Raw genomic sequence first — 12510 nt, forward strand, 5'->3', positions numbered from 1 at the left:
GGTAGTCGGCGATGTCCTGGTTGGTTATCTTCATTGCTTCCTCGATGGTCTTTCCCTTGAGTATCTCCGTCAGAGCGGACGCGGAGGCGATGGCGCTCGCGCAGCCGAAGGTCTTGAACTTCGCGTCGGCGATCCGTTTGTTTTCATCCAGTTTGAAACTGAGCTTGAGAGCGTCGCCGCACGCTATGGAACCCACTTCGGCAACGCCATCCGGATTCTCGACCTCGCCCGCGTTCCTCGGATTGAGAAAATGCTCCCTGACCTTGTCCGTATATTCCCACATGGCTTGCTCCTTTTCTCCGTGTCTTTGTTGAGGCGGGCCGCTCTTGTCTCGCGGGGCACGCTCATGTTTTATTCTACCTCTTTTGCTCCTCCTTGCAAAGGGGGGTCTTCAGGCATCCTCCTGCATTCCGGCCGGGCCTGCACAGAACCTTGGACTTGTCATCGATTTTGATGTAATTTAATAGCAGCGATGACGAGGAGAAAACCATTCAGCAACGACCTTTACGTCGTTTCCTCGTCCGTCGGCGAGCTGAAGCGGGCGGTGGATGACGGCGCCGCCATCGTCCAGCTCCGGGACAAGACGGGCGACGAGGCGACGGTCCTCGAAAAGGCCCGGGAGCTTGTGGAATACAAGAAGGCCAGGCACTTCGTGTTCATTCTCAACGACGACCCGGCCCTGGCCGTGAAGGTCGGGGCGGACGGGGTCCATGTGGGTCAGGACATGTCCACGCTCGACGCCCGCGCCATCGTCGGTGAGGAGATGATCGTCGGCAAGACCACGCACAACCTGGAGCAGGGGCGGCAGGCAATAAAGGACGGCGCCGATTACATATCCACGGGACCCGTCTACGCCACTCCGACGAAACCGGGCAGGACCCCGGTGGGGCTTGCTTACGTGAGAGAGGCAGCGGAGCATCTCGACATCCCGGCTGTGGCCATCGGCGGTATCGACCTGTCCAATGTCGACGACGTGCTGGCCGCCGGGGCGAAGACGATAGGTGTTGTACGGGCCTCATCGGACGCTGTGGAGTTGCTGAAGAGAATACGGAAGGCAGTTAAATGAAGATAACAGTCAACGGCAAGACGATGGAGATCGCGGACGGCATGGACCTCCACCGGCTTGTCTATTCCGGCAAGGCGGACCCCGACAGGGTGATCCTTGTCCTCAATGATGGTGTCGTGAAGAGCGACCGGTGGTCTCTGACCGTCCTTTCTGAGGGTGACCGGGTTGAACTGGTGTCCTTCGTGGGAGGAGGGTGATATGGATGACAGACTGATCGTGGCCGGAAGGGAGTTCGGGAGCCGCTTTTTCCTCGGCACGGGAAAGTTCGGCGACAAGGAGGCCATGCGCAAAGCGATCGCGAGCTCCGGCTCGGAGCTCGTGACGGTGGCGCTCCGCCGGATCGACCTTGACGAAACGGATGAGAACATCCTCTCCTTTATTCCCGAAGGCGTGACGATCATGGTCAACACGTCGGGTGCGCGCAACGCAGAGGAGGCCGTCCGCATCGCACACATAGCGCGGGAGGCGGGATACGGGGACTGGGTCAAGATCGAGGTCATAAACGACAGCCGGTACCTCTTGCCCGACAACCAGGAGACGATAAAGGCAACGAAGATCCTCTCCGGGGAAGGTTTCGTCGTATTGCCTTACATGCATCCCGACCTTTACGTGGCGAAGGCGCTCGTTGATGCGGGGGCGGCAGCCGTCATGCCTCTCGGTTCCTTGATCGGGTCGAACCAGGGACTGAAGATGCGGACCCTCATAGAGGTGCTCATCGAGGAGATCACCGAGATTCCCATAGTCGTCGACGCCGGTATAGGACGCCCATCGCATGCCGCCGAGGCAATGGAGATGGGGGCCGATGCCGTGCTCGCCAACACGGCCGTTGCGGACGCCGAGGACCCGCCGCTCATGGCCGCCGCTTTCGCGCGAGGCGTCGAGGCGGGCAGGATGGCATACCTGGCAAAGATGGGGAAGGAGAGAAAGGGAGCGGCCGCCTCCTCGCCGCTGACGGGGTTCCTCTATGATGAGTAAGAGCCTGCGCGGGATAGACCTCCTGCGCCTGACCATCGATGATATCCGCCGCATATTCGCGGTGGACGACCGGGGCCTCCTCGAGGAGATGGCCCATGCCGCGCGCGAGTTGACGAGGCGGCAGTTCGGTCGGACGATCAGCCTCTACGCCCCGCTCTACATAGCGAACTACTGCGAGAACGAATGCGTCTACTGCGGGTTCCACGCCTCTCAGAAAAGCATGCCCCGGAGCAAGCTCACCATGGAACAGATAGACAGGGAGTGCGAGGCTCTCGCCGCCACGGGGAACCGCAGCGTCCTCATCCTGACGGGCGAATCGCGCTTCCACTCTTCTCCGCAGTATATCCGCGACGCTGTCAGGATCGCGTCGCGCTATTTCTCCTATGTCGCCCTGGAGGTCTATCCTCTCGACGAAGAGGAATACAGGGAGCTCTACCTTGCCGGAGTGGACGGGGTAACGCTGTACCAGGAAACGTACGACAGGGCCCGCTACGACGAACTTCATCTCGCGGGTCCCAAGAAGGTCTACGATTACCGGGTCTCGGCCCCCGACCGCATAGCCCGCTCCGGGATCAGGCACATATCGATGGGGGCCCTCCTGGGGCTCACGGACTGGCGCAGGGACGTCATCTCGCTCTTCGAGCACGTCCGCAGCCTCGAAAAGAGATATCCCGGTGTCGAGTTCGGTCTTGCCTTTCCGCGCCTGAGGCGTGTGGCCGACGACATCCACCAGTACCAGGAAGTGTCCGACAGGGACATGCTGAAGATCATGACCGCCGCGCGGCTCTTTTTCCCCCGCGTGGGGATCAGCATCTCCACCAGGGAGACGCCCCGGTTCCGGGACAGCATACTCGAGTTTGGCGTCACGAAGATGTCGGCCGGTTCCTCGACGCGCGTGGGGGGATACCTCGAAGGGGAACACAAGTACGAGGACGGCCAGTTCGAGGTCTTCGATCCCCGGAGCTTCGACGAGATCAAGGCCATGCTCAGGTTAAGGGGCTTCGACCCCGTCGTCACGGACTGGAGAAACATAGTGAACAGCTGAAAGAGCAGTTTCAGGTTTCAGGTTTCAAGTTTCAGGAGAAAAAGACGGTTGCTGGTTGCGAGTTTCGGATGTTCGGGTTTTTGTCCTTAGCCTGAAACCCGAAACGTGGAACTTGAGACTGTCAATTGGACAAGAGCATGGGGAAGCGGATTCAGACAAACCGCTCTGCTTTTCTCTTTTGACTTGAGACTTGAAACCTGAAACTTGAAACCTTTTTGTTGGAGGTTCTTTGCCTGTTAGCTCCCGACTGTTGCAGCCTGTCAGCATGATCGTTCTTACGGGAGGGCCCTGTTCGGGGAAGAGCTCGTCGCTCGCCTTCCTTACGGAGAAGCTTTCAGACCACGGGTTCATGGTCTTTGTGGTCCCCGAGACTGCGACGCTCATCACGGGTAACGGCATCGACAGGCGCAAGATGGACAAACCGGGCCAGATAGTGGTATTCGAGGAGGCCATCTTCGACATGCAGATGTCCTTCGAAGATACGTACAAGCAGGCGGTATCGAGGATATTTCCGGAGCGCAGGAAGGTCATACTCCTTGACAGGGGCATCATGGACATCAGGGCCTTCCTCACCGACGACATCTTCAACGGCATCCTGAAGAAGAAGGGCCTGACGCGGGCCGCGATCCGCCATCGCTACGACGGGGTCATCCATCTCGTCACGGCGGCGGACGGCGCCGCCGACTATTACACGGGGGAGAACAACACGGCCCGCCTCGAGACTCCCGAAGAGGCGCTGCGCATAGACCTGAGGACCAAGGAGAGCTGGCTCGGTCACCCCCGTTTTAAGATCATCGACAACAGCACCGATTTCGAGGGGAAGATAAAGAGGGCCTTTTCGGCAATAGCGAGGTTTCTGGGGATACCCGACGTGCCTCCCACGGGGGAGAAGTACCTCGTAAGGCATGTCGACCTTGCCGCTCTTCCGGCCCATCAGAGGATCGATATGGAGCAGGTGTATCTCCGCTCGAGGGACAGGAGGGAGGTGACGAGGATACGCAGGAGGGGGCAGGACGGTGTCTACCTCCATTTCCTGGCAAGGACGAGGCATGCGGGTGCCCGCAGTCTTCCGATAGAGGAGGAGGAACTCATCCCCGAGCAGGAATACCTTGATCTTGCCCGCCTCATGGACCCCAAGACGGAGGTCCTCGCCAGGGAGCGCATATGCTTTCTCTGGAACAATCAGTATTATGAACTGGATAGATACGGGGGAAGGCATGAAGGGCTCACCATGCTCCTTGCGGAATCTCCCGGGCAGGAATCAGGGGCGTCCACCTCGATACCGCCTTTCGTCACCGTCGGGAAAAAGGTGACCGATGATCTGCGTTATACCGACCGGACCTTGGCCCGGCGAAAGACCAAAAAGCCCGCCTGACAACTTATTACGGTTATATACGGACTATAAAACTGTAAGCTGACGTTATCATAGTTTACATATTAGACTAGAAAGAATGCGCCTGACCGCCTTGCCTCGCTGAAACGGTTGCAGGGCGCGGCAAAACATAGTAGCTTTAAGAGCATGACATCATCGCCGACATCGAAGGGGATCATCGGTTTTACCACCACGATCCCCGTGGAACTTATCTTCGCCGCGGGGTACGAGCCCTGCGACCTGAACAACATCTTCGTCACGGACCCCGACCCGGGCCGTTTCATCGAGCGCGCGGAGCGCGATGGTTTTCCGAAGAGCATGTGCAACTGGATCAAGGGCATCTACGGGGTCATCATGGAGAAGGAGATAGCCGGTGTCATCACCGTTATGGAAGGCGACTGCAGCAACACGCAGGCCCTCGCCGAGATCCTTCGCTACCGGGGCGTAAGGACGATACCCTTTTCCTTTCCCTATGACCGCGACAGGGAAGTGCTCGCGAGAGAGATAGAGAAGCTGGGCAGCGAGCTCTCCGTTGACGAGGGGTCTCTCGCGGACGTGGAGGTGCGGATCGCCGGGGTAAGGGAGAAGCTCTCCGAGATCGACGCGATGACGTGGAGCGAGCGCAACGTGACGGGGGCGGAGAACCATCGCTGGCTCGTCGGTTCCTCGGACATGCTCGGCGACATGGAGGGGTATGGCTCGGCGGCAGGCGAGTTCATCCTGAGCGCGCGAAAGAGGGAGAGCCTTCAGGGGATATCCCTCGGGTATATCGGTGTTCCCCCGATCGTCACCGACCTTTATGACTTCATCGAAAGCGTGGGGGGTCAGGTGGTGTATAACGAGACGCAGCGGCAGTTCGCCCTGCCTTATGAAACGAAGGACATCGTCGAGAGGTACCTTCTTTACACGTACCCTTACGGAATATTCGCGCGCCTGAAGGACATAGGCGACGAGATAGCGCGGCGGGGGATCCAGGGTGTCATCCATTACGTGCAGGCCTTCTGTTTCCGGGCCATCGAGGACGTTATCCTTCGCGAGACCATCTCCGTTCCCATTCTCACCATAGAGGGAGACCTGCCGAGGACCCTCGACACGAGAACGAAGATGCGCATCGAGGCGTTCGTGGAGATGCTTGAAGGCATGCGGCACTGATGAGGCCGTGATGTCGGGGGGAGGCAGCCCATCATGATCGAGGAAAGAACGAAACGATTTCTCGTTGACCGCAGCGGCATCGGTTTTTTCAAGGCCGTCCTCGAGTCTTACGAGGACGTCGCCATCTTCTCCGTGATCGACGGGGACCGGGGACTCATCGAGCTCATCTATCCCTCCGGTTTCGAGGAGGATGTCCGGGGCATAATTGCCGATATGGTAAACTATGGCATTACGTTCAGGGAGGTTCCTGATGTTCAATGAAAAAAGGGTGCTCGAGACGCTCATGGAGCGCTCCGGTGTCTATGCCGATGTATATATCGATGAACGGGCCTACACTCTCATTCAGCTCGAATCGGGCAGGGTGGAGAAGCTCGAGAAGGGCGAGGACGCGGGGGTGGGCCTCAGGGTCATCACGCCCTGGAAGAGCTATTATGCCTCGACGAACTCCTTCGATGAAGGTCATCTCGTCGATCTGGCCGGGCAGCTCTCCCGCTACGGGTCAGATCGCGGGGAGAGCATGGTCGGCATCGCCGGGGGCGAAGGGGCCGCGGCGTATCCCTTCTCCATAGGCGAAGACCCCGGCGGCGTCCCGGTGGAAAAGAAGCTTGCCCTCGTCAGGAACTTCGAGTCCATGGCACGCAAGATGGAGTCCCGCATCACCCAGGTCCGCGTCATGTACCGTGACACCCGCCAGAACGTCAGGATAGCGACCACCTCTGAAGGCATGAGGAATGACAGCCGCATGCAGGTGGTCCTCACGGTGTTTCTCGTCGGCAGGGACGGCTCGGAGATGCAGACCTCCTATGAGGCGGTGGGCGGCTTCCATGGATTCGAACTCTTCACCGATGAACTCATGGAGGAGCTTGCGCGGAAGACCGTAAGACGCCTTCAGGGCCTTCTCGCGGCGCGCGAGGCTCCCATGGGGATGAAGACGGTCGTGCTCGCCTCCGAGGCGGGAGGCACGATGATCCACGAGGCCATCGGACACGGCCTGGAGGCCGACCTTGCCATGGAGGGGCTCTCCTGTTACAAGGGCCTTCTCGGCGCCGGGATAGCGTCACCCCTCGTGAGCGTTGTCGACGATGCGACACTGCCCCACATGCGGGGGACCTATGCCTTCGACGACGAAGGCGTTCCCTCTGAAAGGACGGTTCTCGTTGAAAAAGGAGTTCTCAGGAACTATCTCTTCGACCGCTTTCATGCCATGAAGCACTCCATGGTCTCAACGGGCAACGGCAGGCGCGAGTCCTACCGTTTCAGGCCCATCCCGAGGATGAGCAATACGATGATCCTTCCGGGAAGTGATGACCCCGAAAAGATCCTGGCCTCCGTGGACGACGGCATCCTTGTCGTCAAGATGGGGGGCGGACAGGTGGATACCGTGCGCGGAGACTTTGTCTTCGAGATATCCGAAGGGTATATAATTGAAAGAGGCACGGTGGGGCCGATGATAAAGAACGCGACGATGATGGGGAACGGGCTCAAGGTCCTCAAGGACATCGATATGGTGGGTACGGACCTGGGGTTCGGGATCGGCACCTGCGGCAAGGACGGTCAGGGCGTTCCCGTGGCCGACGCGCAGCCCACCCTGAGAATACCGGGCATCATCGTCGGAGGTCGCGGCGGATAAAGATGAAAGACCGGACGGGCAACCTGTTGACCGACAGGTCTTACCGAAGGCTCCTCGACAGCCTTTACGAGGGTGTCTATCTCGTCGACAGGGACCGCACCATCGTCTACTGGAACGATGCGGCCGAGCAAATGACCGGGTACAAACGCAGTGAGGTTGTCGGAAAACACTGCTGGGACGGCCTTCTCATGCACGTGGATAACCGCGGCACCAGTCTCTGCACGGATCGATGTCTTCTCCACGAGGCGATGGAGTTGAAGAAGAGCATGGAGGGGAAGGTCTTCTTCCATCATCGTGACGGCCATGAGGTTCCCGTCACAGTGCGGACAACACCCATACTGGGTGACCGCGGCAGCGTGCTCGGCGCCGCTCAGATATTCAGCGACAATTCGTCCACCGAGGACCTGGGGCGCAAGATCCGCGAGCTTGAGCGGATGGCGCTCCTCGATCCGCTCACGAGACTTGGGAACAGACGGTACGGTCAGATGAACCTTTCGGGGAAGCTCAGGGAACTCAAGCGCTACGGCTGGCCTTTCGGGGTCCTCTTCATCGATATCGACAAGTTCAAGACCGTCAACGACACGTACGGTCATGAGGCCGGGGACCGGGTTCTACGCCTTGTGGCGGCCACCATACGCAATGGCCTCAGGTCGTCGGACGTGGTCGTGAGGTGGGGAGGCGAGGAATTCGTTGCCATAGTCGCGAGCCTGGACGAAGAGAAGCTGCGTCACGTGGGAGAGAAGCTCCGGGCCCTTGTCGAGAGATCGTCCATCTCCCTCGAGAAGGAGACGAAGAGCATCACCATATCCATCGGCGCCACCCTTGCCCGGAAGAAAGACTCCGCCGCCGCCATCATAAAAAGGGCCGACGCCCTCATGTACCAGAGCAAAAAGCAAGGCCGAAACAGGCTGTCCATCTAAAAGACAGTTTCAGGTTCCAGGTTTCACGTTTCAGGCAAAAGACAAAGAAAACATCTTTGCAGTTCGCAAGGTGAGTGTGCAAAGGTTTCTTCCTGAAACATGAAACCTGGAACCTGAAACTGTTTTTTAGATCTTGAACGACCTTAGTCTTTTCGCCGCTTCGGCTATCTTGTCTTCGCCGATGGTGATGGAGATGCGGAAGTAGCCCTCGCCTTCGTCGCCGAAGCCGCTGCCGGGGGTGACGACGATGCCCGTTTCCTCGATGAGCTTCTCGCAGAAATCGGAGGAGGTGTATCCCTTCGGGACGCGTGCCCAGATGTAATAGGTGGCTTTCGGTCTCTTGACGTCGATCCCCAGTGTCTTGAAGGCTTCGACGACCATGTCGCGCCGTTTTTCCAGCCTGCTGTTGAGCTCGGCGACGGACGTCTGGCTGCCTGTGAGGGCTTCGATGCCGGCGTACTGGATGGCCTGGAAGGCGCCGGAGTCGATGTTCGTCTTGAGTTTGCCCAGGTTGTAGATGCCGTCGGCGCAGCCCACGGCGAAGCCGATCCTCCAGCCGGTCATGCAATATGTCTTGGAAAGGGAATGGAACTCGAGGCAATGCTTCTTTTCCCTGTCGAACTCGAGGATGCTCTTCGGCCGGTACCCGTCGTAGGCGATCTCGCTGTACGCGGCGTCGTGGCAGACGAGGATGTCGTAGCGTTTCGCGAGTTCCAGCGTTTTCTCGAAGAAGGCGTCATCGGCGCAGGCTCCGGTGGGGTTGTTCGGATAGTTGATGAAGAGAAGCTTCGCTTTCTTCAGGATCTCCTCGGGAATGTCCTCGTAGCGGGGAAGGAATCCGTTCTCTTCCTTAAGGGGCATGATGTAGGGCGTCGCTCCGGCGAACATGGTCGCTATCCTGTAGACGGGATACCCGGGGGAAGGGACGAGGACGACGTCCCCTTCTTCGGCGTAGGCCCAGGGGATGTGGGCGATGCCTTCCTTGGAGCCGATGAGGGTCACGACTTCCGTCGCGGCGTCGAGGTCCACGTTGAACCTTTTCTTGTACCAGGAGGCCGCCGCCTGCCGGAATTCGAGCATTCCTTCATAGCTGGGATAGCGATGGTTCTGCGGGTCCTGCGTTGCTTCCAGCATTTTGGCGATGATATTGCCCGGGGTAGGGATATCGGGATCGCCTATCCCGAAATCGACGAGGTCCATCCCTTTCTGTCTGACCTCCGCCTTCTTCTTGTCTATCCTGGCGAAAAGATAGGGCGGTATCTGTTCCACTCTCGATGCGGGTCTTACCATCTCACAAGCTCCTTCAAGAATTGCTTTAACTCGTTCAACGCCTTGATGCAGGCTCGCGCCGGCAGGGCCGGATTCGTTAGTTACAACATGTTAGCGGGTGCAATGTAAAGTCTTTTTTGGCTCCGAATTTGTTTGAAAACGTTTTTACCGATGTGTAAGAATAGAACCACATGAAAAAGGTCCTGGAAGCGCTGCCTGCCGATTTCCCCGTATCCGAAAGGCCCTACGACGAGATGGCGAAAGAGATGGGGATGTCGGGAGCGGCCCTCATAGATGAACTTGCGGCGCTGAAGAAGGCCGGCATCATCCGGAGGATAGCCGCCATGGTCGCGCACCGTTCCGTTTCCTATGAAGGCAACGCCATGGTCGTGTGGCGCGTCCCGGAGGCTGAGGTGGAGAAGGTCGGCGCAGAGATGGCGGGTTTCGACGAGGTGAGCCACTGTTACGAGCGCGACACCGGCGGGTACTGGGACTACAATCTCTACACCATGGTGCACGGCAGGACAAGAGAAGAGTGCCTGGCAACGATCGGCAGGATGGCGTCACGGTCGGGCATCGGGGATTACCGGATGCTCTTCAGCCTGAGAGAGTTCAAGAAGACATCCTTCGCGGTGAGGAAATGATAAAGACCAGATCGGACGAATACTGTGAAGAGGCGGGAAAGCTCATACCCGGCGGTGTGAACAGCCCCGTGAGGGCCTTCATGTCCGTTCACGACAGGCCCTTCTTCGTGAAGAGGGCGAAGGGCTCGCGCCTCTACGACGTCGACGGGAATGCCTTTATTGATTACGTGGCCTCCTGGGGAGCCATCATCCTCGGCCATGCCGATGAGGGGGTAATCGCCGCCGTCACCGAAGCGCTTGAAGAAGGGACGAGCTACGGGGCCTGTCATCCCTACGAGATAGAACTTGCGCGTCTCATCACGGAGGCCTTTCCCTCCATCGACCTCTTGCGCCTGACGACGTCAGGCACGGAAGCGACAATGAGCGCCCTGAGGCTTGCCCGGGGATACACGGGCAAAAACGGTGTCATCAAGTTCCGCGGCTGCTATCACGGGCACGTCGACAGCCTGCTCGTCAAGGCCGGCTCGGGGCTTGCCACCTTCGGCATCCCCGACAGCGCCGGGGTGCCCGCGGACCTGGCGAAGCATACCTACGTGGCCGATTTCAACAGGCTCGAAACGGTGGAACGCATCATGGAGGGCAGCGACGACATTGCCTGCGTCATCGTGGAGCCCATCATGGGGAACATGGGTGTCATCCTTCCCGACGAGGGTTTCCTCAAGGGCCTCGAGGCCCTGTGCAGGAAGCGCGGTGTCCTTCTCATCTTCGATGAGGTCATCTCCGGTTTCCGCGTGGCCTTCGGCGGCGCCCAGCACATCTACGGGATCGATCCCGACATGACCTGCCTCGGAAAGATAATCGGGGGAGGCTTCCCCATAGGGGCCTTCGGCGGCAAGAGACACATAATGGAACGATTGGCTCCCATGGGCGACGTGTACCAGGCCGGCACCCTGTCGGGGAACCCTGTTGCCGTGCGGGCCGGCCTTCATGTCCTCAGCGGCCTTAAGCGCGCTTCCGGCGAGGTCTATCCCCGGCTCGAGAAGGCCGGGCAGACGCTGTCGAAAGAGATGACGTCCATAGCCGGCCGCTATGGCATCCCCTACAGGGTGAATTCCACGACGGGCATGTTCACAGGCTTCTTCTCCGGGACCCCCGTGACGGACTACGACAGCGCGGCCGCGTCTGACAGGGACCTCTACGAACGGTTCTTCAAGGCCATGCTGGAGGAGGGTGTCTTTTTCGCTCCCAGTCAGTTCGAGGCGTCCTTCGTCACGCTGGCGCTGGACCGGACAGAGATCGAACGAACCGTCACGGCATGTGATAAGGTGTTCCGCGATATCGGTTCCGCGCGGCAACAATAAAGGAGGCTTTTAATGTCGAGTTCTCCGAGGGCGGTCGCCTGCATCGACCTTGGCGCCCTGGAGGAAAACTGCCGGTCCATCAGGCGGTGCCTTGAGCCCGGCACCGGGCTTCTCGGTGTCGTGAAGGCGGATGCCTATGGCCACGGGGCCCTCGAGGTATCGAAGAGGCTCGAGTCCATCGGCATCGACTACCTGGGGGTGGCAACGGTCGATGAAGGCGTGGACCTCAGGAAGGGCGGGATCGCAACGCCCCTTCTCATCATGAGCGGTGTCTTCTCCTGGGAGGAGATCGAACCTGTCGTCCGGTACGATCTCACGCCGGTCATCTACGATGACGCCCTCCTTGGAAGGTTTGCCGCCCTCTCGAAGGAATTCGCGCGGCCGGTCAGGGTGCACGTGAAGTTCGATACGGGCATGGGACGGCTCGGCTTCAAACCTGCCGAGGCACAGAGGGTCGCCGCCATCCTTGCGGACGCGCCGGGACTCAAGACGGAAGGCGTCATGACGCACTTCCCCTCACCGGAGGTGCGTGACGAGTACGGGCTTTCCCAGGTGAGGACCTTCGCGAAGGTGGTGGACACCTTCAAGGCGGCAGGCCTCGACCCGGCGTACGTGCACATGAGCTCGAGCGGCGCCATCGTCACCTATCCCGAGGCCCATTTCTCCCTCGTCCGGGCGGGGATAAGCCTCTATGGTTCCCACCCGTCACGTTCCCTTGAGGAGGTCCTCCCCTTGAGGCAGGTCATGAAGGTCGTGGCCCGCATCGCATTCTGCAGGGAATTCCCCGCAGGGGTCCCCTTGAGCTACGGGAGGACCTACGAGACACCCCGGGACACGCGGATAGCATACATACCGGTGGGATACTCGGACGGATATCCCCGGTCCCTGTCGAACAAGGGCCGGGTCCTCATCAAGAACAGGGAATGCGGCATTGTCGGCAGGGTGTGCATGGACTGGACCCTCGCCGACGTGACGGGCATCGACGGCGTGGAAAGCGGCGATGAGGCGATCCTCCTCGGCGAAGGCGGCATCGGCGGAACACGCATTTCCGCCAACGAAATGGCCGAACTGGCCGGAACCATCCCCTACGAAATACTCTGCAAGATATCGAGAAGGATCAAACGGGTATACATCTA

General features: G+C 59.4%; 14 protein-coding genes. 12 read left to right on the forward strand and 2 right to left on the reverse strand.

Annotated features, from left to right (window positions below; all coding sequences use genetic code 11):
• A partial coding sequence (locus GXX82_15420; protein NLT24430.1) for a Fe-S cluster assembly protein NifU occupies positions 1-283 on the reverse strand: 283 nt, incomplete at its 3' end.
• 189 nt (positions 284-472) lie between these two features.
• Here GXX82_15420 and thiE point away from each other — a divergent pair.
• The 9 genes from thiE to GXX82_15465 all read left to right on the forward strand — a co-directional run bounded on the left by thiE (position 473) and on the right by GXX82_15465 (position 8160).
• The gene (gene thiE / locus GXX82_15425; protein NLT24431.1) at positions 473-1066 is read left to right on the forward strand and encodes a thiamine phosphate synthase; all 594 of its coding nucleotides are present in this window, start codon (positions 473-475) and stop codon (positions 1064-1066) included.
• Entirely contained in the window at positions 1063-1263 is a 201-nt protein-coding gene (gene thiS, locus GXX82_15430; protein NLT24432.1) for a sulfur carrier protein ThiS, read from the forward strand. The genes thiE and thiS overlap by 4 nt, the downstream gene beginning before the upstream one ends.
• A 1-nt stretch (position 1264) precedes the next feature.
• The gene (locus GXX82_15435) at positions 1265-2041 is read left to right on the forward strand and encodes a thiazole synthase (GenBank protein ID NLT24433.1); all 777 of its coding nucleotides are present in this window, start codon (positions 1265-1267) and stop codon (positions 2039-2041) included.
• Entirely contained in the window at positions 2031-3086 is a 1056-nt protein-coding gene (thiH, locus tag GXX82_15440) for a 2-iminoacetate synthase ThiH (GenBank protein ID NLT24434.1), read from the forward strand. The genes GXX82_15435 and thiH overlap by 11 nt, the downstream gene beginning before the upstream one ends.
• A 229-nt stretch (positions 3087-3315) precedes the next feature.
• On the forward strand, positions 3316-4461 hold the full coding sequence (locus tag GXX82_15445; GenBank protein ID NLT24435.1) for an AAA family ATPase: 1146 nt from the start codon (positions 3316-3318) through the stop codon (positions 4459-4461).
• 144 nt (positions 4462-4605) lie between these two features.
• Positions 4606-5610 (forward strand): 2-hydroxyacyl-CoA dehydratase, encoded by a 1005-nt coding sequence (locus GXX82_15450; protein NLT24436.1) that lies wholly within the window; start codon positions 4606-4608, stop codon positions 5608-5610.
• Positions 5611-5643: 33 nt separating this feature from the next.
• Positions 5644-5871, forward strand: coding sequence for a DUF4911 domain-containing protein (locus GXX82_15455; GenBank protein NLT24437.1), 228 nt, complete (start codon positions 5644-5646; stop codon positions 5869-5871).
• Complete coding sequence (locus tag GXX82_15460) at positions 5861-7240, forward strand: TldD/PmbA family protein (protein ID NLT24438.1); 1380 nt, start codon at positions 5861-5863, stop codon at positions 7238-7240. The genes GXX82_15455 and GXX82_15460 overlap by 11 nt, the downstream gene beginning before the upstream one ends.
• A 2-nt stretch (positions 7241-7242) precedes the next feature.
• The gene (locus tag GXX82_15465; GenBank protein NLT24439.1) at positions 7243-8160 is read left to right on the forward strand and encodes a sensor domain-containing diguanylate cyclase; all 918 of its coding nucleotides are present in this window, start codon (positions 7243-7245) and stop codon (positions 8158-8160) included.
• Positions 8161-8286: 126 nt separating this feature from the next.
• On the opposite strand, the gene GXX82_15470 is transcribed toward GXX82_15465, so the two are convergent.
• Positions 8287-9450 carry an LL-diaminopimelate aminotransferase gene (locus tag GXX82_15470; GenBank protein ID NLT24440.1) on the reverse strand — a complete coding sequence of 388 codons (1164 nt, stop codon included), beginning with the start codon at positions 9448-9450 and terminating at the stop codon, positions 8287-8289.
• Between the two features lie 170 nt (positions 9451-9620).
• Between GXX82_15470 and GXX82_15475 the strand changes: the two genes are divergently transcribed.
• The 3 genes from GXX82_15475 to alr form a co-directional block, all read left to right on the forward strand.
• Positions 9621-10073 carry an Lrp/AsnC family transcriptional regulator gene (locus tag GXX82_15475; GenBank protein ID NLT24441.1) on the forward strand — a complete coding sequence of 151 codons (453 nt, stop codon included), beginning with the start codon at positions 9621-9623 and terminating at the stop codon, positions 10071-10073.
• On the forward strand, positions 10070-11374 hold the full coding sequence (hemL, locus tag GXX82_15480; protein NLT24442.1) for a glutamate-1-semialdehyde 2,1-aminomutase: 1305 nt from the start codon (positions 10070-10072) through the stop codon (positions 11372-11374). Before GXX82_15475 ends, hemL begins: the two co-directional genes overlap by 4 nt.
• 12 nt (positions 11375-11386) lie before the next feature.
• Positions 11387-12510 (forward strand): alanine racemase (gene alr / locus GXX82_15485; GenBank protein ID NLT24443.1); only part of this gene is annotated, 1124 nt, incomplete at its 3' end.

This window comes from Syntrophorhabdus sp. (assembly GCA_012719415.1).
Taxonomy (GTDB): domain Bacteria; phylum Desulfobacterota; class Syntrophorhabdia; order Syntrophorhabdales; family Syntrophorhabdaceae; genus Delta-02.